Annotated in this window: 19 protein-coding genes; 14 read left to right on the top strand and 5 right to left on the bottom strand. The window is 47.1% G+C overall.

Translation table 11 applies throughout. The features are described 5' to 3' along the window. Nucleotides 1-127: 127 nt before the first annotated feature. The 6 genes from ACKU41_RS03150 to ACKU41_RS03175 all read left to right on the top strand — a co-directional run bounded on the left by ACKU41_RS03150 (nt 128) and on the right by ACKU41_RS03175 (nt 6,454). Nucleotides 128-1,294: a glycosyltransferase gene (locus ACKU41_RS03150; protein ID WP_319779716.1), complete on the top strand. Its 1,167-nt coding sequence runs from the start codon at nt 128-130 to the stop codon at nt 1,292-1,294. Next, entirely contained in the window at nt 1,294-2,556 is a 1,263-nt protein-coding gene (locus ACKU41_RS03155) for a glycosyltransferase family 4 protein (RefSeq protein WP_321404084.1), read from the top strand. The genes ACKU41_RS03150 and ACKU41_RS03155 overlap by 1 nt, the downstream gene beginning before the upstream one ends. A 229-nt stretch (nt 2,557-2,785) precedes the next feature. Further along, nucleotides 2,786-3,907, top strand: a complete 1,122-nt coding sequence (locus ACKU41_RS03160) for a glycosyltransferase (RefSeq protein WP_321404085.1) — start codon at nt 2,786-2,788, stop codon at nt 3,905-3,907. After that, nucleotides 3,904-4,521 carry a histidine phosphatase family protein gene (locus ACKU41_RS03165; protein WP_319779719.1) on the top strand — a complete coding sequence of 206 codons (618 nt, stop codon included), beginning with the start codon at nt 3,904-3,906 and terminating at the stop codon, nt 4,519-4,521. The genes ACKU41_RS03160 and ACKU41_RS03165 overlap by 4 nt, the downstream gene beginning before the upstream one ends. Next, entirely contained in the window at nt 4,518-5,669 is a 1,152-nt protein-coding gene (locus ACKU41_RS03170) for a glycosyltransferase (protein WP_321404089.1), read from the top strand. Before ACKU41_RS03165 ends, ACKU41_RS03170 begins: the two co-directional genes overlap by 4 nt. Continuing rightward, a complete protein-coding gene (locus tag ACKU41_RS03175; protein WP_321404090.1) occupies nt 5,669-6,454 on the top strand; it encodes a polysaccharide deacetylase family protein in 786 nt (261 codons plus the stop codon). Before ACKU41_RS03170 ends, ACKU41_RS03175 begins: the two co-directional genes overlap by 1 nt. Nucleotides 6,455-6,768: 314 nt before the next feature. Here the strand turns inward: ACKU41_RS03175 and ACKU41_RS03180 are convergent, their stop codons facing one another. Beyond that, nucleotides 6,769-7,005, bottom strand: a complete 237-nt coding sequence (locus ACKU41_RS03180; protein ID WP_319779722.1) for a hypothetical protein — start codon at nt 7,003-7,005, stop codon at nt 6,769-6,771. Between the two features lie 769 nt (nt 7,006-7,774). Here ACKU41_RS03180 and ACKU41_RS03185 point away from each other — a divergent pair. The 7 genes from ACKU41_RS03185 to ACKU41_RS03215 all read left to right on the top strand — a co-directional run bounded on the left by ACKU41_RS03185 (nt 7,775) and on the right by ACKU41_RS03215 (nt 19,829). Continuing rightward, nucleotides 7,775-8,452 carry an FtsX-like permease family protein gene (locus ACKU41_RS03185; RefSeq protein WP_321404094.1) on the top strand — a complete coding sequence of 226 codons (678 nt, stop codon included), beginning with the start codon at nt 7,775-7,777 and terminating at the stop codon, nt 8,450-8,452. A gap of 42 nt (nt 8,453-8,494) precedes the next feature. After that, a complete protein-coding gene (locus tag ACKU41_RS03190) occupies nt 8,495-9,229 on the top strand; it encodes an ABC transporter ATP-binding protein (protein WP_319779724.1) in 735 nt (244 codons plus the stop codon). Between the two features lie 19 nt (nt 9,230-9,248). Further along, on the top strand, nt 9,249-14,117 hold the full coding sequence (locus ACKU41_RS03195; protein ID WP_321404096.1) for an FtsX-like permease family protein: 4,869 nt from the start codon (nt 9,249-9,251) through the stop codon (nt 14,115-14,117). A gap of 17 nt (nt 14,118-14,134) precedes the next feature. Continuing rightward, a complete protein-coding gene (locus ACKU41_RS03200) occupies nt 14,135-16,108 on the top strand; it encodes a DUF6785 family protein (RefSeq protein WP_321404098.1) in 1,974 nt (657 codons plus the stop codon). Between the two features lie 290 nt (nt 16,109-16,398). Next, nucleotides 16,399-18,360, top strand: coding sequence for a peptide transporter (locus ACKU41_RS03205; RefSeq protein ID WP_319779728.1), 1,962 nt, complete (start codon nt 16,399-16,401; stop codon nt 18,358-18,360). Between the two features lie 178 nt (nt 18,361-18,538). Next, on the top strand, nt 18,539-19,435 hold the full coding sequence (locus tag ACKU41_RS03210; protein ID WP_321404100.1) for a hypothetical protein: 897 nt from the start codon (nt 18,539-18,541) through the stop codon (nt 19,433-19,435). A 40-nt stretch (nt 19,436-19,475) separates the two neighbouring features. After that, entirely contained in the window at nt 19,476-19,829 is a 354-nt protein-coding gene (locus ACKU41_RS03215; protein ID WP_321404102.1) for a PqqD family protein, read from the top strand. Nucleotides 19,830-19,858: 29 nt separating this feature from the next. On the opposite strand, the gene ACKU41_RS03220 is transcribed toward ACKU41_RS03215, so the two are convergent. Both ACKU41_RS03220 and ACKU41_RS03225 read right to left on the bottom strand, forming a co-directional pair. After that, the gene (locus tag ACKU41_RS03220; RefSeq protein WP_319779732.1) at nt 19,859-20,287 is read right to left on the bottom strand and encodes a hypothetical protein; all 429 of its coding nucleotides are present in this window, start codon (nt 20,285-20,287) and stop codon (nt 19,859-19,861) included. Between the two features lie 98 nt (nt 20,288-20,385). Next, a complete protein-coding gene (locus tag ACKU41_RS03225) occupies nt 20,386-21,321 on the bottom strand; it encodes a MerR family transcriptional regulator (protein WP_319779733.1) in 936 nt (311 codons plus the stop codon). Nucleotides 21,322-21,747: 426 nt separating this feature from the next. Here ACKU41_RS03225 and ACKU41_RS03230 point away from each other — a divergent pair, with 426 nt between their 5' ends. After that, complete coding sequence (locus ACKU41_RS03230; protein ID WP_319779734.1) at nt 21,748-22,890, top strand: HD-GYP domain-containing protein; 1,143 nt, start codon at nt 21,748-21,750, stop codon at nt 22,888-22,890. Nucleotides 22,891-22,908: 18 nt separating this feature from the next. Here the strand turns inward: ACKU41_RS03230 and ACKU41_RS03235 are convergent, their stop codons facing one another. Both ACKU41_RS03235 and ACKU41_RS03240 read right to left on the bottom strand, forming a co-directional pair. Beyond that, nucleotides 22,909-23,211, bottom strand: a complete 303-nt coding sequence (locus ACKU41_RS03235; RefSeq protein ID WP_321404106.1) for an Hpt domain-containing protein — start codon at nt 23,209-23,211, stop codon at nt 22,909-22,911. Nucleotides 23,212-23,350: 139 nt separating this feature from the next. Further along, nucleotides 23,351-24,274, bottom strand: coding sequence for a TIM44-like domain-containing protein (locus ACKU41_RS03240; RefSeq protein WP_321404107.1), 924 nt, complete (start codon nt 24,272-24,274; stop codon nt 23,351-23,353). Nucleotides 24,275-24,441 lie beyond the last annotated feature (167 nt).

Raw genomic sequence — 24,441 nt, forward strand, 5'->3', positions numbered from 1 at the left:
TACGCTTTCGCCACGAATAAGGATTTACATAAATTACCCTTTACGCTAGGTATGCCAACGGTTGCGGAGACGCAACAATATTCCGCAAAGGCGAAATTGGTTTAACCCCTGAGAATCGGTACGATAAATGGACAAGACTTACAACATATTAATGTACTCCCACGACACCTACGGTCTTGGGCATATCCGTCGTACAATGGCTATCGCATCACAGCTGAGATGCAAAGGGGTAAACATACTTATCCTCACCGGATCCCCCATTGTAGGACGTTTTGAATTTCCCGAACAGATAGACTTTGTACGCGTACCCGGAATGATCAAAAAATCAAACGATTTGTACGTTCCGCACTCCATCAAGATCGAGCCTGTTCATGCCATGTCCATCCGTCAGTCCATCATTGACGCTACAGCTAAAAGCTTTCGCCCGGACCTGTTTATTGTGGACAAAGCCCCGAAAGGCATGAAGCATGAGATCATGCCCACCCTCGAATGGATGAAGCAGATAGGCCAGACCCGGACCATCCTCGGCCTGCGCGATATCATGGATGATTCCGAAAGCACCATTCAGGACTGGACCGACAAAGGCATCTACGACGTACTGGAAAACCTGTATTCCGAAATATGGGTCTACGGACATCAGGAGTATTACGATCCCATCAAGGAATACGCCATCCCTGAATCCATCAGTAAAAAAATGGTTTTTACCGGATACATTCCCCGGAAAACCCACAGCCGTTCCTGCCCGGAAAAAAGGAAAAACGGCAAAAAACTGGTAGTTATCACAGCCGGAGGCGGCGGTGACGGCTACCCCATGATGGATGCATATTTAAAAGCTCTTGAAAAATACAATCCTCAGCATTTCAGAACCGTAATGGTTACGGGGCCGTTCATGTCCAAGGAACAACGCCTGGATCTTTCCCGCAGGGCTAAAAATCTTTCGGTGACTTTCTACCATTTTTACAGAAGAATGGAGAAGCTGTTCAGCAATGCGGACCTTGTGGTAAGCATGGGCGGTTACAATACAATTTGCGAAATTCTTTCACACAAGCAGGTCAGCCTGATCATTCCGCGCGAAACTCCGCGCCTTGAACAGACCATACGGGCCAACGTTCTGAAAGATCAGAATCTTGCCGACTTTCTGCCATGGCACGACCTCGGTCCAGATACAATCATGGGAAAAGTCAATCACCTGCTCGACAATTCCCATTCCATCCGGGAAGCAGTCAAAAACTTCAACTTCACTGGCCTCGAGGTCATGCATGACCGCGTGGGCTACTTTAAAGACAATTGCTAATGACAAATTCCACCCAACCTGTCCTTGCGATGATTCTCAAGGGCTATCCGCGTATTTCCGAGACTTTTATTTCCAATGAAATCAGACTCCTTGAACAGAGAGGCGTCAAGATTCACATCATATCAATGCGTAAACCGCGTGAGAATTTCACTCACAAATCCATATCTGAAATAAAAGCCGAAGTTTCATACCTTCCCTCTACTGTTGAAGGGTGTCTTGAAGAGCTTTTCGGATCAACTGATATGGATGCAGGGCTCAAAGACCAGCGTTACGGAAACGATGCAGAATTCACCGCACGCATCGATAAAATCTGGAATGTATACCGAGAAACCGGAAGCGAAGCTTCATTCAAGCACATGCTGCAGGGAGAATACATTGTAGAAAAGATCCTGCCAGGATCAGATATTTTCCACTTCCATGCCCATTTCGCACACTCCCCATGCTCGGTAGCAAGAAACGCCAGCCGACTTTCGGGACTGCCCTTCAGCTTCACTGCCCATGCCAAGGATATTTACACCCAGAAGCCGGAAAAGATCACTGCTAAAATTTCCGAAGCAAAGTTCGCGGTAACCTGCACCGGATACAATTGCGACTACCTGCAATCAATTGCCCCGGAAGGCAAGCCGGTCCACAAAGTCTACCACGGTATCGATCTTGACCTGTTCAGTTCCGATAAGGAATTCACTTGCTCCGGTCCTTATGAAATTTTCACCGTAGCCCGTTTCACCACCAAAAAAGGACTGCCCACGGTCTTCAAGGCTCTCAAGAAGCTTGAAGAAAAAGGAATCGACTTCAACTACAATATCATCGGTGACGGCGATGAACGTGAAGAGACCTTGAAACTGCTGGACGAACTGAACCTGAATAGCAGATGCAACTGGCTGGGGACCAAACCCCATGAAGAAGTACTTGAGCAATACCGCAAGGCCGATCTTTTTGCTCTCGGCTGCGAAATAGCTCCCAATGGTGACCGCGACGGAATTCCCAACGTACTTGCTGAAAGCATGGCCATGTCTGTTCCTGTCGTAGCCACCACTGTTTCAGGTATCCCGGAACTGATCGAAAACGGCAAAACAGGACTTCTGGTTGAACCGGGAGACCATGAATCCATGGCTGACGCAATGGAACGCATGCTCACTGATCAGGAACTGCGCAAGACACTTATTCCGGCAGCAAAAGAAAGGGTTCACGAAATTTTTGACAACCGCTACTGGATCAACAAGCTGGCGGATGTGTACGAGCAATACGGAATCAAGGCATAGAAATGCCTCCGGCGGCTGGGGAAGGAAAATTTTTGCAAAAGTTTTCCTTCCCCAGACCCCATCCTTTCAAAACCTTTTAGTTTGCTTCGCCCATAGCTCGTCATGACGAATTCATAATTAAACTCAGCGAAGCTCAACAAAAGGTTTTGGGATTCTTAAACCCTTTTGCAAAAGGTTTTAAGGCCTCCGGCAGGACCGCCAGAGGCGAAAAATTCAGGGAGCCATGCAGATGCGGATTGCTTTTTTCGCACCCCACAAGCCTATTGATCACCCGCAACCATCCGGGGACCTGATCATAGGACGGACCCTGCATGATTTCCTCAAAAATCAAGGCCATGAGCTGCTTGTTGCCAGCGATTCAAGGCTGCGCCACATCACCTGCAAGCCTGCCAAATGGCCCGGATTGTATCTTGAGTTCCGCCGCACATTAAAACGGGTTCAGGAGTTCAAACCAGACCTCTGGCTGACCTACCACAGCTACTACAAATCCCCCGACCTTTTGGGCCCGCACATTGCTGCAAAACTAGGCATTCCCTACGTAATATATCAGGGAGTATTCGCCACCAAATACCGCCGGAATTTCAAAACATGGGCCGGCTACATCACCAACAAACATGCCCTTCTTCATGCTGATCATGTTTTCGCCAACAAAAACAGGGACTTTCGCAATCTTTCCCGGATCATCATCCCGGAAAAACTTTCGCGAACCTATGTTGGAATTGAACCGGATAAATTCCAATATTGTGCGGTGAGCGCAGAAGAAATACGCAATAAACACGGACTGAACGGTGAGAAAATTATCCTGAGCACAGCCATGCTCCGTGAAGATGTAAAAGCCCAAAGCATCAGCGACCTGATAAGAGCTTTTACACCGGTAACAAAAGAAATTACCCAAACCTCACTGCTCATTGCCGGAGATGGAAAAGCACGGCCCCGACTGGAACAACTTGCCGCAAAGCAAGCCGGAGGGAAAATTTTATTTCTAGGCCGGGTCGAGCGTGATGAACTGTATAAATATTACAGCGCAGCGGATATTTTCGCCTATCCGGGTATTAATGAAGCACTGGGCATGGTTTATCTCGAAGCCCAATGTGCAGGACTTCCGGTGGTGGCCTACTCCACACCGGGCCCGAAGGAAGCTGTCGATCAGGGTGTAACAGGATTACTCTCACCTGAAGGTGATATCGCAGCCATGACAACCAACCTGATTAAGCTGCTCTCCAATCCCTCCCTGTGTGAAAAAATGGGGAATGCCGCAACTGAACGCATAAAAACACATTTTAATCTCACAACAAACCTGAAAAAAGTTGAAAACAGGCTTAACAAAGTCAGCCTGTGGAGATATTCATGAAATCGGTAAAAATCGCATTTATCCGTCACTCGGTAACTGAGTGGAACGAAGCAGGACGTATACAGGGACATTTCGATTCTCCGCTTACCGAATATGGGCGGGAACTGGCTACCGGATGGAAAAAGATACTTGAACCGGAAACTTTCGATGCAGTACTGACCAGCGATCTAGGCCGGACAATCGAGACGGCAAACATTATCACCGAAGGCCTGAAAATACCCATGCTGCACCTGCCCGGCCTGCGGGAACAGGATTGGGGAGAATGGTCCGGCCTGACCACGGCTGAACTTCATGAAAATTTCCCCGGCAAACTTGATAAGGAAGTAGCCAAAGGCTGGCACTTCACCCCTAATTCAGGTGAAAACCGTATTGACTGTGCGGCACGGGGCATCAAAGCCCTAGAGGATGGGATCAGCGAAATACTTCGTACCGTTAACAAAGACGAAATCAAAATCCTTGCTGTTTCCCATGAAGGAACTATGAAATCAGTCATTTATAAACTTCTGGATCATGATTTCATGCCCGAAAAAAAGAAACTGATCAAAAAACGCAGGTTGCATTGGCTAAATTGGGACGGGAAACTCCGCGTAGAAAGGTTGAATGACAAGCTATGAAAATAATTCACTATTGTCAGCACATACTAGGTATGGGCCATTTTTTCCGCAGCCTCGAGATTGCAAAAGGACTGGACCGGGAACAGGTCATTTTTGTTGCCGGAGGAGAACGCCCGGATCAGCCTCTGCCACCCAATGTGGAGTACCGGCAACTGCCCGGATTATGCATGGATGAAAATTTCGGCGGACTCATGCCTACTGATGAGGGCCGCGAACTTGAAGAGGTAAAAGAAGAACGCAAAGCAGCTTTATCCAGAATATTTAAAGACGAGAAGCCGGATGTATTTCTCATTGAACTATTTCCTTTCGGCCGTAAAGCCTTCCGCTTTGAACTGCTCCCGGTCCTTGATGCGATCAAGGCTGGTAAATTCGGGAATGTTAAAGTTGTCTGTTCTCTGCGGGATATCCTTGTTGAGCGCAATGATGGCGGCAAACATGAAGCACGCTGCGTTAAATACCTGAACAAATATTTTGACCTGCTGCTGATTCATTCCGACCCCAAAATAGCTTCACTGGATGAAACCTTTCAAGCTTTTGATCAAATTGAGATTCCCTGTGAATATACAGGATTCGCCGCCCGCAAACCTGTAGAAAATTTGCGGGATAAAATCCGGGCGGACTTGGGTATAAGCGAAAATGAGAAACTGCTCATCGCCAGCGCAGGGGGCGGGAAGGTCGGCGGTCCCTTAATGGAATCCGTGCTTGAGTCGTATATTGAAATGAATACACCGGACAACAGGCTGCTCATGCTGACCGGTCCCTTTTTGGATGATAAAAAATATGAAACTCTGTGTTCCATTGCAAAAAAACATGCAGAAATCACAGTCCAACGATTTGCTGCTGACTTCACAGACCTGCTCACTGCCGGAGACGCCATGGTCTCCATGGCAGGATACAACACCTGTATGGACATCCTGACCTCAGGCATTCCTGCGGCAGTAATCCCTTTTGCCCAGAATCATGAGCAACGCATGCGTGCTGAAAAAATTGCAAATTATATTGAGTTGGAAATTCTTGATTCAACTTCCTGTATGAAAACAGCCATTAAAACTATTCTTAACCGAGACCGCACAACAGATAAACACGGAATAAATCTCAATGGCGCAAACAATTCTGCAGAATCAATCAGAAAACTAAGGACGAATTAATGCCCGGCAGACCAGTATCAGCAATCTGGAAAAACAACATATCCACCCTCACTGAAAATTTCGACCTCTGGTGGAGTAATCTAGAAAAGCACATTCCGCAGGAAGGTTGCGATGTTTTCTTCAGAGCTGATGACATCGGTTATCCGGGCAAACAGTTTTCAGCCATGATCTCAGCTTTCAAAAAAAACCGCACCCCGCTGGCTCTGGCTGTGGTTCCGGCATGGTTTAATGAAAATCACAGGGACTTGCTATTTAAGGAGCTGGGACCGGATCTTGATTTATGGAGCCTGCACCAGCACGGCTACCGGCACATGAACCATGAAAAACAGGGCAAAAAATTTGAATTCGGACCGTCGCGGGAGGCACACGTCATCCACGGAGAACTAGAACGTGGCAAAACAAAACTGAACCGCCTGCTTGGGAAACACTTCTGCCCTTTATTTACGCCGCCATGGAACCGCTGCTCTGCTGAAACCATGAAATGCCTTGTTGAACTCGGTTTCAATGCCATTTCGCGCAGCACCAATGTTTCACCCCAACCGCCTGAGAATCTGCCGGACATTCCGGTCAATATCGACCTGCATACCATTAAGGAATCCTCCCCGCAGAAGGGCATGAAAACTCTGCAGAAACTGATCATTGAAGCTGTTGAATCAGGTCATGCCGGATTCATGCTTCACCATCAACGGATGAATAAAACCTCACAACTTTTCCTCCATTACCTGCTCGGTAAAATCAACAACACCCCCGGACTACGCATTAAAGATATCCGCAACATGCTTTAATTAAGTTTACTTAATAACTAAACTTTCGGAGTTACTCAAAGTAGGCCGAGGTTGCGTGGATCATCATTGCGCCTTGCGCCAACAAAGGGAGTACCATTCTTCAAGATCTGGGAGGTGGATGTCCTTTTATTCGGCATAACTCCTCATAGCTATAACAACTCAATGCAGCCCTGAATCCGTCAAATATAATCAGGACCGGGCTGCATTGGGGAGAGGGACCAAAAAGCCCCCTATATTAAAATAGTGTATGAATTGAGTATCGCCAAAGAAACGGGACTCGACTACAGAGACGGTTGAAAGGATTTTGGCGGAAATTAAAGGTACTGCCAGACTTTGTTGACTGTTGTTTCCATAACGGCAACGGCGCAATAACCGCTGAAGGCGATTTCAACAACCTCGGCACGAAGGTTCCCCTCCCCCTGCTTTTTGTTGAAGTCATCCATAACTTCAATGGCGTCACTATGGGAGAGTGATCGTGGAGAGCTGCCATCATTCGACCGGGGGTGGTAGCCTATGTAAATGAGCTTGAGATCTTCATGTTCCCTTTTCATTTCCTGTCCTCGTTGGTTTGTAGTTGTTCTGTGTTCAATCTTGGGGTCGGAGCCCGCGAACCGACCTGAAGTATAGGTTTTCAGTGAATTTCCTTCGCCTACGCTTATTTGCGTTTAATATGAGTCCGGGGCTATATTTGCAAGCCTATTCGCTGAAATGCTACACTAAAAACGAACAGTTCGTTTTTTGCGTAGCATTTCAAATAGGGATTGAGTTTACAAGATTTTTTTTAACCCTCCTACACAAAAAAACTGTACTATAAGTGTACACAACACCCGTAAACGAAAAAATGGCTTAGAACACAACCACCTAAAACGCTCAATGTTCAACAGCATGCTTCAACCATTTAAGGCTAAAGAAAATACTTTCAGCCGCGTTTTTTTGTTTGAGGATAGTCTCGGTTACGCACCGGCAATTTCAGCCAACAACTGCTCGGCACTCATAATTGATACTCCCATATTTTTCATATTTTAGAGGAGTTAACTCCGAAAAAATTTCCGCTCCATAAGAACCTTCAGTAAAAAACGCTGCACATCGCTGCCGTTTAAAATTCGTAACGGTAGAGTTGTAGCTTCTTTAGCTTTTTCACTTTGCATTTCACGGCATTTCAGTTATTTAATTACTGTTTAACCGTAATTTAATAGTCCATGGGTCACGGGGTAGCCCTCTGGATTGCATAGACTGGCAGACGGCTGTTTATGCCGCCACTTAATTCAACGGTCCGGCAACAGTTCCGGTCCCGGCCCCAGTACATTAACCGAGCCAGACATGTTGAAAAAGAAAATTCCATTTCAGAATCAGGACACTGAACCGGATATTGCGGCTCAGGTGGTCCTACCCTTTAAAAAATCTTTTGAGATCAGCCTTAAAAGCCTGAAATCTCGATTCCTGCGCAACATGGTTACAGTCACCAGTCTCATTCTGGCAGTATCATTTCTGGCCTATGTACTGATCGGTTCGGATATTTCCAGCGGCCTGTACAATTCAGGAGATTCTGGGCTGATCAAAATCCTTGAAAAAACCGGGTACGAACCGGGGGGCAGTGCCAAGGAACGCTGGATAGTAATTCTCTCCCTGCTGGTCTGCACCGTAGGAATCATCAATGCCCAGCTAATGGCTGTGACTGAACGCTTCCGCGAAATCGGAACCATGAAATGCCTAGGGGCACTGGACAGTTTTGTGCTGCGCCTTTTCCTGCTTGAGGCATCCATGCAGGGAACAGCCGGAGCATTGCTGGGAGCCATCTTCGGAGCGATAATCGCACTCTTGATCGGCATACTCCGTTTTGGGCTCAACGCCGTAATTTTGCTTCCCCTAGATGAAGTCGGCATGTCTCTTCTCTATTCAATAGGGGTAGGATTCGGCCTGAGTCTTCTGGGAGTACTTTACCCGGCATTCATTGCTGCACGCATGCGCCCCATCGAAGCAATGCGCGTGGAAGAATAAATAAAATAAACAGCAACCCAAATAAGATAAAAGGCGAAAGATATGGCCGACCAGCACACCATTGTCCGGGTAACCGGAGTCAAGCGTAATTTCAAACTCGGCAACACTGACGTTCAAGCGCTGAAAGGCGTGGACCTTGAAATCTATGCCGGTGAATACCTCTCCATCATGGGTCCTTCCGGGTCCGGTAAATCCACCCTGTTCAACATGATCGGCGGACTGGATAAACCATCTGAAGGCAAGGTCTACATCGACGAGGTGGATATTGCCCAGTTGGACGCCTTTGAACTGGCATGGCTGCGTAACCGCAAAATCGGCTACATTTTCCAGACCTTCAACCTTATTCAGGTTATGACCGCACTGGAAAATATCACCCTGCCCATGATTTTCGCCGGAGTGCATAACGACGCCGCTGTTGCAAAAGGCATTGAACTGCTCGATCTGGTTGGGCTGAACAAACGATACAACCACAAGCCGCAGGAACTTTCCGGCGGACAGCAGCAGCGTGTGGCTATAGCAAGATCGCTGGCCAACGACCCGGCCATCATCCTTGCTGACGAACCTACCGGGAACCTTGACCTCTCCACCGGGGAAGAAATCATCAAACTCATGAACGAACTGAGCAAGGAACGCGGAGTGACCATCATTACCGCAACCCACGACTACAAAATGCTCAGCGCCTCGGACCGGGTTGTCTGGATCGAAGACGGACTGATCAAGAAAATAGAACACCGCGACCAGCTCAACATTGATGTGGGCTGCATCCGCATGGCCTGATCACCGGAGGCTTCCCTTAATGTCCACACTGACATCACAGAATAAAGCTCCGCATTCACGCGGCACGACTGCAATCTTTCTGCTGACCGCGTTAATTATGCTGAGCTGCGGTGCACCCGGTACAGCATACAGCTCTGCCGACTCAATCAGGCGGACTATTTCCGAACTGTCATCTTTTGGAGACCGTTCCTTCGGTTCCAAAGGAGCAAAACGGGCTGCAGATTACATTGAAATGAAATTTGAAGAACTCGGTGATTTCAAAACCGGAAAACACCTCTTCCTTGCTCCGGCGATGACAGCATCGGAAACCGTTTTCAGTACAGCAGACGGCAGACAAATCAGCATCAAGCCGGCTAAATTAAACGCGGTATCCCCTCCGGCAACCCCGGTAAAAGGCTTAAGCGGCCCGGTAATCTATGTCGGGCATGGATCTCTTAATGATTTCAACGGTCTTCCAGTCAAAGATGCAATTGTGCTCATGGACATGGAGTCCGGAAAGAACTGGCTCAATGCAGCCAGCCTCGGGGCTGCGGCCTTAATCTATGTTGACAACGGTCCGACCCTGAAGGGATTTTTCGAGGAAAAGCTGGAACTCTCCCCGCTTGACTTTCCCCGTTATTACATGTCGGCAGCCGACGCGCACCGCATGCTGGGCCTGAACGCGGATGGAAGATCAAAGACCGTTACCAATTCCGGAAGCCTTAAATCCTCCAGCAAATGGGAGAGGATAGAAGCGGAGAACGTTTACTGCCTAATTGAGGGCAGCGATCCTGAAATGGCAGAAGAGCTGATCGTAATTGAAGCTTTTTACGACAGCTCCGTTTACATAATGGGAGACTCTCCCGGAGCGGATGAAGCCCTTTCCATTGCCTCGCTTCTTGAAATAGGCAAAAAGATGGCCGCCAATCCTCCTAAACGTTCAGTGCTGCTGCTGGCAACCACCGGACACGGACAATCCCTGCGCGGGATGCGTGAATACGCCACCGCAGTTTCAGGAAAAAGCAAAACCCTAAAAAAAATCAAGGTGGAATTGCGTAATAAAAAGAATGACGCATCCAAGATCCTTGACGGCCTGAAGCTTGATAATCCGCTGGCAGCAGATCTGGCTGTGAAGAATCCGAAACTTTTTACCCTGCTTTATGAAACCTTGAAAAACCAGATCAAGGACGAAGTGGATATCATCAGTAAAAAACTCATGCAGCTGAGGTTGCAGGAGGATGCTGATCAAAACATCATTACCGAACTAGACAACAGACGGAAGCTGTTGCGCCGAATTTCATGGAAAAGTGATTACTCCATACTCCCTCCTGAAGAAGCAAAAGCAGTAAAAAACCTTTTTCCGCACGTAAAAGACAAAGTTTTCAAGATCAAACAGGACATCAAACAACAACTCTCCGCCATCAAAAGCGCTCGGGAACTTCGCAAAATTGTGCGCTCCAAGGAAATGGTCTGCGGCATATCCCTGCATCTTTCCAGTCATGGTGAAGGTGTCGGGGCTTTCGGTCAGGGCTGGTTTTATGAACTCAGACAAAGAGTAAACCTTTCACGTACCTTTTCGCGCATCAATGACATCCTAGGTAATGCTGTCCCGGAAGTGGAAAGAAACACCGGAACCGAAGGCATGTATAAGGATACCCTGCGCCCGGACCGTACCCGCCCGTGGCAGACATGGCTGCTTGACCAGCCTCAATTCAGCAGCGAAGTGGGCATCATGTCCGGCAAGCTGAGCTTTACCTTTGCCACTGTCAATGACGGCCGCGAATACTGGGGCACTCCCTTTGACACCATTGAAAATATTAATTGGAACAAAATAGGTAAACAGGCAGAACTGACAGAAGGATTGATCAGGAAAATTTCCGACAGCGAAGGCCCGCTGACCACCAAACTGCCCCGTAAGGGATTCGCCATGGTTAACGGAAAAGCCCGCTTCATCCGTCAGGGAGAACTTTTTGCAGATCAGCCCGCTCCCGGAGCCATTTTCATGGCTTTTCAAGGCAAAACCAGATTCTACGCCCTTTCCGATTCCGAAGGAGACTTCAAGTATAAAGGCGTGGCTTCTAACAAGCTGGTCCAATCCAAACTGATCCTTGAGGGATATAAATACAATGAGGATGGAAGGATTGTCTGGGCCATCGACAAGGAACAGACCGGAAAAAGCGCATACAGACTGAAAATGCGCAGGCTGGATATGGAAACAAAACTGGTCATGTTCGCCTGCCGCCAGACGACACTCTTTGACCTGTTGACCCCGCGCACTTTCCGTTACATGACCAAGGTAGAGGTAATGGACGGCACCCGCGATGCAACGCCGATGCATTACTGGTACAGCCGTATTGATACACGGTCATCAACCATTGCCAGTATCTTTCTCGAACCTGATGTTCCATTGAAAATGACCCTCTCGGACTCGGTGCTGAACCGGAAAATGATCCTCATCCAATCCGAACCGACCGATCCGGCAGGAAAAGGTTACAACCTCAAGAAGTGGCCTATTATCCCGGCAACAGACTTTCGCGCAGCACAAGATATGTGGCTCCTGCTTGACCCGCGCATCAAAAACCTTGAATCGCATGGAATTGTAAACCAGCAGATCAGAACCCTTGAACAGAAAGGGAAACAAGCATTAAGCAATGCTGAAACGGCATGGAAAGAACGCCGCTATGATGATTTCATGAGCGAAGCCCGCCATGCATGGGCGCTGGCTTCAAAAGTATACCTGGACGTTGACCAGACCCAAAAAGACGTACTGGTCGGGGTTCTGTTTTATATTGCCCTTTTCATTCCCTTTGCATACTGCATGGAACGGCTGATTTTCTCTTTTGCAGATATCCATAAGAGAATTATAGGTTTTCTGGCCATCCTTTCTGCGGTGATTGCGGTCATATATTCCGTACATCCCGCTTTTCAACTGACCTACAGTCCCATGGTTGTAATTCTGGCCTTCTTCATCCTCGGCCTTTCAGTCATGGTTTCGCTGATCATTTTCTTCCGCTTTGAAAAGGAAATGATCCTGCTCCAGCAGCGGGCACACAGGACCCAGACTTCTGAAATAAGCAAATGGAAAGCGTTCACTTCAGCATTTGTAATCGGGGTCAGCAACCTGCGCCGCAGAAAACTCAGGACATTCCTGACCTGCCTGACCCTGACCATCCTGACTTTCACCATCATGAGCTTTACCGCGGTAAAATCACTGCGCCAGCATACCTACGTCAAATTCAATGATGCCAAGCCATACCACGGCCTATTCATGAAGAATCTGGGCTGGCACGATCTGCCCCGTGAAACTCTTGGCATTGTAAGCAACGACTTTGACGAAAACGGCATCGTCGCCCCGCGCGGCTGGATGGAGCTGAAAGACAAGACGACCTCGGCAGTCACCCCGGTAAGTTTTGGTGATAAACAGGAAGAAGTTAAAGGACTTGTGGGCCTGAACCCCACTGAACCGAAAGTCAGCGGAATTGAAAAAATTCTTGTGGCCGGCAAATGGCTTGTCCCTGACAAAAACAGGCAAATCCTGCTTTCACGGAAAATGGCAGCACGTCTAGGTGCTTCCGCCGGAGATGAAGTAAATGTCTGGGGTAGCAAATTCCTACTTGTAGGTATTTTTGACGGGAAAAAATTCAGTGAACACACCGACCTCGACGGTGAACCCATGACGCCGGTAATATTCCCCTCTGCAGCAGCGCAGGAACTCAGTGAAGTTGAAGCCGAAGCCATTGAGTCCGGTGAAGATATTGACACCTTTCAGGGGCGTTATACCCACATTCCCGGTGAAGTTACCGCCATCATTCCTTACGAAACACTGATGGCGATGGGGGGGAACCTTAAAGCTGTGGCCATTGCACCTCTTTCAGGTGAATTTTCCAAAAAAACAGTAAACAGCCTGATCGACCGCTACGGCCTGCCCATCTTCAGCTGCGACAATAGCGGCACATATATCTGCCAGGCTTCGGACACCATGAATTATTCAGGTGTCCCGAATATCATCATCCCGCTGATCATTTCAGCTCTTATCGTCTTAAACACCATGATAACAAGTGTTTATGAACGCAAAAAAGAAATAGCGGTTTATACCTCAATAGGGATGGCCCCGACTCACGTATCATTCCTGTTCATTGCAGAGGCCATTGCCTTCGCGGTAATCAGCGTGGTGGTGGGTTATCTTATCGCCCAAACAGCATCAGGACTTTTGGCCGGAACCCCTCTATGGGCTGGTATGACTGCAAACTACTCATCTATGGCAGGTGTAGCAGCAATGCTGCTTGTTATTGCAGTCACGCTGATTTCGGTCATTTATCCGTCAAAAGTAGCTGCAAATATCGCTATCCCGGATGTAAACCGCTCCTGGAAAATGCCTGATACCGAAACCAATACAATTGAAGCCCCCCTGCCCTTCCTGCTCAAGCACGCCGAGCAGCAGGATGCAGGCGGTTTTCTCCTGGAATATCTGGAGTCTCATACAGAAGTATCCCATGGTTTATTCTCAACTTCAGAGATTGAGGTAAACTTCAATCAGGAAACTCTACCTGAGTCGGTTTGCGATCTGCTGGAAGGATGCCCGAACCACATTACCTGTTTCCGTTTCAATGTACGGGTCTGGCTCGCTCCCTTCGATTTCGGAGTAAAACAGATGGTCGAACTGCGCTTCAGGCCGTCTGAAGCTCATCCGCAATTCCTTGAAGCAGTATTGTTCATCACCCGAGAGTCAGGTGAAATCGGGGCTTGGAAACGTTTAAATAAAGATTTTATCAACGCCATCAGGAAACAGTTCCTTATCTGGCGTTCTCTTGATCCGGAAAAACAAAAAAGTTTCCGTGAGAAAGTTCCGGAAATGATGGCCTTCGGCTTTACCGGACTGAATACAAGCAAAAAACTTGCTGACCTTTAAATATAAGGATTCCACAGATGCATGGTAAAATAAGGAAAAGAGCGATTTTGCTGGGAACCCTTTTCGGGCTGCTCATCTGCGCTTTCACACCTTTCAATAACACCTACTTGAACGCCACTCCACTGGCCGGGGGACATTTTCCGCTGGCCCCGTTCTTCATACTGGCATGGCTGACTGCTATTTGCGGTCTGCATCGCAAGCTATTGCATTCGCACCCGTTGCTGACCGGTCTGGACCTGATGACCATGTGGATTCTGATGGTAATTGTGTCCGGCATTTCCTATACCGGGCTGGCAAGGACCTTCTTTATAAATCTGACCGCACCTTTTCATTTTGCCACTATAGGCAACAGGTGGAAAGAAGTACTGCAACCACTGTTGCCGGATGCCCTGCATCCCACGGACCCCAAAGCCGTGGAACTGCTTTACAACGGAATCAAGGGCGGTCCGTTTATGGACAACGTTGAAATATTCAAATCCATCCCATGGGCATCATGGATTACACCGCTCATGTGGTGGGGTATTTTTATCCTGCTCTGCTATTTCATGATGCTCTGCCTGACGAATATTTTCAGCAGGCAATGGGTCGAAAATGAACGCATAAACTTCCCGCTTCTGCAGTTGCCCCGTTTCATGGAAGAATCCATGGATCAAGGCTTGTACGGCTCTTTTCTCGGGAACAGATTCTTCCTGACCGGCCTGATTTTCTGCGTCTGCCTGCACCTGATGAACGGTTTACATTTCTACATACCCTCGGTGCCGGAGATGCCTACTTTAATTCTGGCCGGAAAATATTTTTCCAAGACCGGACTTTTCTCCGGTTTTTATAAGCTGAAAATTTATTTTTATCCCGCTTTTGTGGGTTTTGCCTTTCTGGCTTCGAGGCAGATTTCTTTCAGTTTCTGGTTTTTCTTTCTGCTCGGCGGTCTATTCTACGGAATACTGAGCGTTGCCGGTTTGAATATTCCGGCCTCCGCACTGGGCGTAACTTTCGGCCCAACTCTGACAAGACCCGAAGAAACCCAGATGATCGGAGCTTATCTGGTCTTTTTTATTTTCATAGTCTGGCTGGCCCGCCAGCACCTCAAACAAGTAATCAAAGAAGCCTTCGGCGCAGAATCAACACGCGGCGAGGCCGAATGGATGTCACTTCGTTTTTCATTCTGGGGACTGGCTGTATCCGGACTGATGCTGACCTCATGGTGTGTATATTTCGGTATTCCCCTGCTGGTGGCTGTTGTTGTTCTACTGGCCTTCTTCATATTCACACTGGTTGCCTCCAAGGCTATCTGTCAGGGAGGTATCGCTTACTTCACCCTCACAGCCGCACCTCTTGACAGCGTAACCACAATCTTCGGCTCCAAATTCTTCGGCTCTGTCGGCATAGCCGTCACCGCCGTCTGCCAGAAAATACTTTTTGTTGACCTGCGTGAATCGCTCATGCCTTCGCTGGTACACGGTTCTAAAGTCAATGAGTGGCTTGAAAACAAACGCCTGTTCCTGCTGGGTATAACCATAATCCTGCTGCTGGGTGTTATCGTTTCTTTCGGGGCCATGCTCATGGTCTGCTATAAATACGGCATCCGCGAACTGCAGCTGGACTGGGCGACCAGAACATCCATAAACGTCTACGACAATGTTGTCCGAGTTATTCAGGAGCCTGCGGCTGCTTCGCACTGGGTAACCACCTTTGCCACTCTGGGGGCGATCATCATGTTCGCGCTGGTGCTGGCCTATAACAGGTTGCCATGGTGGCCGCTGCATCCGATCGGATACCTGACCGCATACAGCTCAGCCATGAAAATTCTCTGGTTCAGCTTCTTCCTAGGATGGATCTGCAACCAGCTGACCCTGCGCTACGGCGGAGTGGGTCTATTTAAACGTGTCCGTTATCTGTTCTTCGGCCTGATTATGGGTGATTTCCTAATGGGCGGATTCTGGGCTCTTTACGGGTTGTACGCAGGACAAAGTTATCAGGTTCTGCCGGGATAGCCTCCGGCGGCGCTTTCAGCGGGACCAAAGAAACTTTTTGGAAAAAGTTTCTCTGGACTCTTCAAAAACTTTTAATAAGCTTAGCTGATTTATTCGACAAGCTACTCTAAAAAAGCAATACCCATCTGTAATACTGAACATGGGTATACAAGTTTTAAAATAAACTTAAATATTCAGCCCCCGGCGGCGAAGCCCCTTTAAAAGGTTTTGAAAAGGGGAGTCCAGAGGGGAAAAACTTTTGCAAAAGTTTTTCCCCTCTGGCCGCCGGAGGCATACCATGGACTGGCAATATGTACGACGATAAAGAGTTACAAGAGTATCGGGACTTACTGAAGACACCGACCAAGTTTGAAGAAGGCTTTGACTGGAAGACAGTAGTCGGTGCCATATTCATAGGCTTCTTGATGATGCCGGGCAGTATGTACCTGCAGCTGGTCATAGGCCAGGGCATCGGCCCTGCCGCACGCTGGGTGACCATTATCCTTTTCGCAGAGATAGCTAAAAGGTCGTACACGGAGCTTAAGCAACAGGAAATTTTCCTGCTCTACTACATGGCCGGGGCAGCACTGGCCTCACCTTTTTCGGGATTATTATGGCAGCAATATCTGGTGCAATCGGACGCAGCACGCATGCTGGGACTTACGGAATTTATTCCTGCATGGGTAGCCCCGCAACCGGGTTCGGAATCACTTATTGAGCGAACTTTCTTTCACCGCGACTGGCTCATACCCATCCTGCTGCTGGTCGGTGCACAGATTGTCCAGCGAATAGACCATTTCGGGCTGGGCTATGCCCTTTACCGCATCACTTCCGATGTGGAAAAATTGCCCTTTCCCATGGCACCGGTAGGCGCATTGGGTACAATGGCTCTGGCAGAATCCACGGAAGAAAAACAGGCCAGCTGGAAATGGCGGGTCTTCTCGGTTGGTGGAGTTATAGGGCTGGCCTTCGGAGCTGTTTATGTTTTACTGCCTGCGGTTTCGGGATTGCTTTTCACCGAACCGATCAGGCTAATACCTATTCCGTGGGTTGAACTTACGCCTTATACGGAAAAGGTTCTGCCCGCAGTTGCCACCGGTATCCAGTTTGACCTCGGCCTGTTTTTTATCGGAATGGTGTTGCCCTTCTGGGCCGTCATCGGCGGATTGATCGGGATCATCATTACTTTTGCCGCCAACCCTGTACTTTATGAGCACGGCATCCTGCATCGCTGGCATCCGGGCATGGAAACCGTTGAAACAGTTTTTGCAAACAACTTTGACTTTTACATGAGCTTTTCTATCGGGCTGGGGCTGGCCATCGGTATCATCGGTATCTATTACGTGATCAAATCATTCAGGGGTGAACACGCCAAGAGCCGGGAATCATGGAGCAAACTTTTCGAACCGCCGGAAGGACGCGGCGATATCAACTTCTGGGTCTCCATTGCCATTTACGTGTTCTCGACTCTTGCCTACGTGGGTATGAGTCTGCTGCTGGTGCCCAATTTCCCATGGATATTCTTCCTGCTTTACGGTTTTATTTATACACCGATCATATCTTACATTACCGCGCGCATGGAAGGTATTGCCGGACAGTTTGTAAGTCTGCCGCTGGTCCGGGAAGCCAGCTTCATTGCAGGAGCTAAATTCTTCGGCTATCAGGGGATCGAAATCTGGTACGCACCCATTCCCATCCACAATTACGGGGAAGCGACAGTCCATTTCCGTGAAATTGAACTGACCGGAACATCAATCCGGGGTATCATCAAAGCTGAATTAGTTGTTTTTCCGGTAGTCATGATTGCCAGTCTGCTTTTTTCACAATTTATCTGGCAACTTGCACCCATCCCATCTTCTAACTACCCTTATGCGCAGGAACTCTGGCATCTGCAGGCGCTGAACACCCTGCTGATGCAGACATCAACCCTTGAAGGAAACTCCCTATTCTTTCAGGCTCTGAGCGGCCCGGTAGTCATGGGCGGAATCAGCCTCGGACTCGTACTGTATGCCATTCTTAATGCATTGGGACTACCGGTCCTGCTGGTCTACGGTGTTGTCAGGGGACTGGGACAGAGCACTCCTCACGGTTTTATCCTTGAAGTTACCGGCGCCCTCATCGGTCGCTATTTTTTCCAAAAAAAATATGGAGCCATGTGGCGGCAGTATGCTCCGGTTCTGCTGGCGGGATTCTCCTGCGGAATGGGATTGACCGGTATGTTTGCCATGGGCTGTACCCTTATCTTGAAATCACTGGGAAAAATGGCATACTGATCACAATCCCGAAACAACGTTCACAAGTGACGAACTGAAATTAATGCTTTGCGGACTGCCGGAAAATGTTTTAGTTAACCATCCTTCGGCTTGACGATGCTCATTGCATTTGCACCAATTTGATTATTCGGCTTACCCTGCCAATCAGTGGAAGAGCTTTTTCCATAAGGAACAGATAATGGATTTTAAGAATATAGCATGGGATGGCATCAGCTTTGATGTTCCGTCCAATTTCGAGGTCAGCGGAATCGACAAACGGTTCCTGCAACTCGATAACGGAGAATACCCCTGTATTGAACTCCGCTGGTACGATGCCGGCAAGACATACAAGGAAAAGACATATTTCAGGCAACTAGCCAAAAAAATTGAATCTTCTTCGGGGCTTAAGATTGAATCAACTGTACTTCCGTCCTCTTGGAAAAAACCTCTAAAAGCATATGACACCACAGCATTCTACTGGCAGTCCGATCTGGCTACAGGGCGTGGAGTTATGTTTTACTGTAGAAAGGCCCTCAAGGTCATGCTGGTTCAATTCATAGGCAAATGCGACGAACAGATTGATGATGCCGCAGTCATGCTCTTCAACAGTCTCATATTCAATGATCCGAAAGAAGAACAGCCATGGTGCATCTATGATATGAAACTATCAATGCCTGCTTCCATGGCTCTGGAATCATTTGAATTCAAACCAGGCAGATTCAATATTAGTCTTGCCGACCAGACCGAAACAATAGATTTTTACAGATTCAGCCCTGCGGACATAATCCTGAAAGACTGTTCACTGGGTGATTTCTCACGTGAGCTGTTCAAAGATGAAATAAATAAACAAAAACTTTCCATTGCTGAACTTGAATACGGCAAAGGTGCCACCTGCATGTTCGGACAGGAAAAAGGCCCATCTGCTGCAAAAATAGCCCTTGCCAAACTAAATCCGAAACTCAGACCTTTCGGGCAGATTGAAATCCGTTATACCGCAGAAAGCAACCGCATTCTGGCTGTCATGGTAAAATCACGGCAGTACATTCCGGAAGACAGGGCTAAAAATATTTTTAAAAAATATGAAATTATTCAGTAAAAAAAAGACAACAATCCCGGAAATGACCAGAGGTGAGGCAATGGCCTGCAAGCCTGTAAAAAACCGGGATGTATCTGAAAAGCGCATGGAAAATGGACTGTTAAGACTATCTTACCCGTTGCGTTTGAAACCTCTTTTTGCAGATGTGGCAAAGAGATTCGGTATGTGGAAAGACGGAAACCAGCCTATAAAAAGACTGGAACTTGATGAAATGGGAACGCTGGTCTGGGATATGATAGACGGAAAAAACAGTGTTCGAAAAATAGCGTCGGGATTTGCAAAAAAATATCAGGTCCTGCCCCGCGAAGCAGAAGTTGCCACCGCCTCATTTCTTAGAGATTTAGGAAAAAGAGGCCTTATTGCTTTCAGTTCTCCAAAAAGCAAACCCAATTAGAACATACAACAATTAATCCAAAAAAAATCTTAACCGCAAGTCAGCTTTATATACTCTTCAAAACTGACTCCGTTCCACACCTTACTCACCCAGTATGCAGAGGCCCAGATCATGAGAGCAGAAGACTGGACATCTGAAAGCCGTTTCAACTTGGCTTCAAGGTTCGACCAGCTTACCCCATGATTGTTATGAACATTCTCCGCCTCACACGCCTCTTCCACCTGTAAAAACAGATAAGCTCCCTTGCATTGGTTCGGCAGGATTTTTACACCCTGATATGATTCCAATACAGTCTTGAGCTCAGCCACATTCAATTCCTGTGCAACAGAACGCATGGACTTGAAAAACATATCCACAGCCCACGGCAAAATAAATTCGGCCCCGGCGCTTTTGGTTTTAAAGTAATTTTTGAGCCATTGCTCGTGATCATGAGTAATTCTGGCTGCAACCTGCGGCATATCTCCCTCCTGAGATTACTCCTCTACTGATAGCTCTCAATTAATAACCGCATTATCAAAACACATCAAGACTTTTTCTAGAAAAATAACAGAATATACTAACGATCAAAGCTTTCGCGTATCTGTCTAAAAAGACTAAACAAAAGAGCACCCGGAACAGCCTTGCCATTAATTTCCATACTATCAATGCGAACAACAGTATTATTGTTAGGAGTTACATTCTCTTCAGTAACAAGAACAATTTTCTTCTGTGAGCCGACACTGCTTTCACTGGCATCAATAACCAGAATCCACTGCCCATCACTTTGTCTCCACTCAAGATCAACACTTCTATGTGATGTTACACTATTCTCAAGAAGTTTAACAAAATCCTCCAATGAAAAATGCTTCCGCCCTTTTCCGGCAACTCCGAGATATTCCCCCTCAGAATTACGAATAACCAGAGGCTGCTCAAGATACCCTGCTGCAGGAAAAGAAGACTCATCAGGACCGGTCCCACCGGCGCGCAACAATCGGAACAGCTCTGCACGATCCCGTTTCAGACGACCAATCTCCATAGCCATGTCCAGAATCTGCTCATTTGTCTCTGCTGAAAGCTTGCGCTTTTCACTTCGCAATATTGACACCTCTTCCCGCAAATCACGCAATTCTGTTTGAAAAAGAGCCTGATTCGAAAGCAGATCCGAAACCTTGCCAAGAACAGAGGACAATCCCTTGATGACAGTTTGCATATCCGAACTGGATTCCAACCCTGCGTCATTGATCAACTGTTGATCATCATTAATACTACTTACTAACATACCGAATTTAAGACTTAATTCATTTTCAATTTGTTCAGTTGTCCAATTCAATCCATACATTTCACGAATCCTCCTGAAAATTTCCAAAGCTTCAACCGAATACCTTTGCCTACGCCCACTACCAGCAATCGACGGTAAAAATTTTGAATATTTATCTTTATAGTATACAACCGTTGACGGAGGAATACCCAACCTCCTGCCAACCTCTCTCAAACTTAAGTACTGACTAGACATGACCCCTGCTCATTTGTTGTTCATTTATTACTATGAATACACATTAAACCCTACAAAACAGAAGATCAACCTTTTTTGAACAAATACACAATCAATTGATCAAATCAGATTGAACAATCAACACAATGAGACACAGCCACCAAAACAGGCGCCGTGCTGGACAGTTCCAAAACAGTGATTATATTTTAATCAGATGGGAGAAACATCGACGGAGGGTATGTAGAAATAGAATCAAGGCAAGAAAAAGAATGCGAATTGAGTCGCCTGCTAAAAACATTTGAGTGCGTAAAGTGACGGAGTAACATCCCACAGCCGCGTAGCGTGGCACACGCACTTTTTTCTTGCCCTACGCCCTTCTTCAAGGTTAATTTCAATTAAACCCATCAAGGCACTGTAAAATTCTGGAAAACGAATAAATATCACATAATGTTAGAAAAAATAAAAACTACCAATCTTCAAGAAGGGATGTACGTTGTTTGCTCGGCCAGCGGCTTCATCAGTCTCCCGCCGGAACTTTCCAACAAAACAATCTCTTCAAAAACGGATATATCATCCATACTCAGTCTCAACATCGGTGAAGTTCTGATTGATTCTGAAAAAAGTTCCATACAGGAAAGCTTTCCCCAGGTTACTTACTCTGAAGAAATTCTATTCGCGCGGGAAGCATACAACAATGCTCTGCATTGTATGCAGAAAATATACAAAACAATAGAAACTCAAGGTGAGCTTGAACTAACTGAATACAAAAAAGATATTTCCCCGCTTATTGATTCAATCGACAGGAACAACAGTGCTGCCGCAAGTCTCACTGTGCTGGCCCGCACAGACAGATACCTGCTCACCCACAGCCTCAATACCGCAATATTGAGTGCAATTCTTGGCCGGTATATGGGACTTTCACGCGAAGTAATCGAAGAAATTTCAATTGCGGCAATGCTGATGAACGTTGGACAGCTCTGGATATCTCCGAATCTGCTCCAAAAAAAAGGAAAACTTTCAAAGGAAGAATTTCACGAGATAGCAATGCATCCCCGTAAAGGAAGCAAATACCTTCTCAGCCAGCACATACCGGATTCAATTGTTAAGTCAGTTCAGTCACACCATGAGAAGTATGATGGATCAGGATATCCTGAAGGTCTTTCCGGTAACGATATCCCAAAATTCTCACGTATCATTTCAATATGTGACTCATATGATGCAATGACATCTGAACGCCCTTACAGAGAGGCTCTGACCCCGAATGCAGCGATCAAGCACTTGTATGCCATGGCTAATTCTGCATTTCATCCCAGATACTTGGAAAGCTTTATTAAATGTGTGGGAATTTATCCGGTAGGATGTTTTGTAAAACTCTCGGACGGTCGTTATGGTGTAGTGACAAACAACACCCCAAAAGCGCCTTTGCTTCCGCAGGTGAAAATTGTATTCAACAGCAGATTCAGGGCCATACACCCTGAATTCATAGATCTATCTAAACAAGCAGAACAAGCTCATAAAGATAATCTGGAAATTGTGGAATGCATTCATCCGAAGACTTTCAAACTGGAACTGAACAGATTCCTTTGGTAGAGCTAAGAATATGCTGATTCACACGAATTCTACTTCCACACGCTCTACATAATCCTTAAGAGTTTCAAGTTCAGCATGAACTTTTACCACGTTCTTAAGAGCGGCATTAGACTCAATTCTGCGGCCTATATTGCCAAGATGAAGGAATCCGTAATTTAATGCCGATCCTTTCAAATTATGACCTATGCGGGCTGCAGTTTTCATATCCCCGCCCCGGAGAGCCTCTCCCAGCTCCTCTATTTCTCTCTCGGTTATTACCATAAATCCGGGAATCAACCCTTCTAAATCTTTTTGAATTTTCTCTACAATTCGTCCTGCCATAGGATTTCTCCACCGTTATAGCGCCTGCAGCTCCGGGCCTTATAACAAAAAGGGCACCGCCATTGACGGTACCCTATCTATTATCAATTTGTTGGTTCGCAAGCAAAACAATTTGCCATAAACCGACTATACTTAAAAATTAATCTTCGAGCTGCTGAATTCCATCCAGCTTCCACATTCCATCAGAACCGATGGGCTTTATGAAATGCCAGACTTCACGCACCTGCGAAGGCTGAGACTGAGATGGATCCTCACGCAACAGGACATCGTAAAAGACAGTGGCATTTGTCATGCCGCCTTCTTCTTTTGCTTCCAGAAGTCTTGCATTAACCATCAAAACATCCGTCTGGGACGGACCGGGGTCTTCTTTGGCCTGCTGCTTGATCTCATTTACGACATCGGCAGTTGCAAACTGTTCAATATCCGCCATGTCACGGCTATCCCATGACTTTTGAAGACGGGTATATACAGCTTTAGCTCCTTCTAAAAATTCCTCTTCATCGAAACCGGCAGGAGTGTTCACAACCGGTCCTTCCTGCGGAGCCGCAGAACCTGCTGCAGACCTGGAAGAAAGATGCTCCCATGCATTCTGAGCATTCTGCTCTCTTCGAGCGTAGGGATCATTATTTATATTCTGATTAGACTGAGACCTGTCCGGACCACGCTGATAATTGCCCTGCTGATACATGTTATCTGCTCCACGACTGCGGGACCTAAAAAATTTAAATCCAAGATAAACAAGCAGACCGATGATCAGCAAATTGAAAAAACCGCCACCCATGCCGCCGAAACCGCCGAACATGGAACCGAGAAAAGTTCCTGCCAGCAGTCCGCCGAGCAGCCCCATACCGGGACGGGCGAAACCGCCCTGCTGCTTATTCGTACCGGTTGTCTGCGTACGAGAAGCAGTTGTCGATGTAGGTTTCTTGTATGTGTTTGAAAAAGATGGCTTGCTGCCGAATGATCTTCCGCCACCAAATCTTTTCGCATCCGCATTTCCGACCGACAGGGCCAGCACGCAGACAACAGTAAGGGGAAGAACCAAATACCCGAGTAGTTTCATCTAATACCTCATTTACTTAGGTTATAAAAAAACTGCGACCGAAGCCGCTGTTCCTTAGATAATTACGCTAATGCCCTCTGTCCAGTAATATCGGTACTATTCATTTTTTTTCTGCCCCCAGCCGCAGCATACCCTCACATATTTTTCTACTTTGGACATTAAACGGT

The organism is Maridesulfovibrio sp., from assembly GCF_963678865.1.
GTDB lineage: Bacteria > Desulfobacterota > Desulfovibrionia > Desulfovibrionales > Desulfovibrionaceae > Maridesulfovibrio.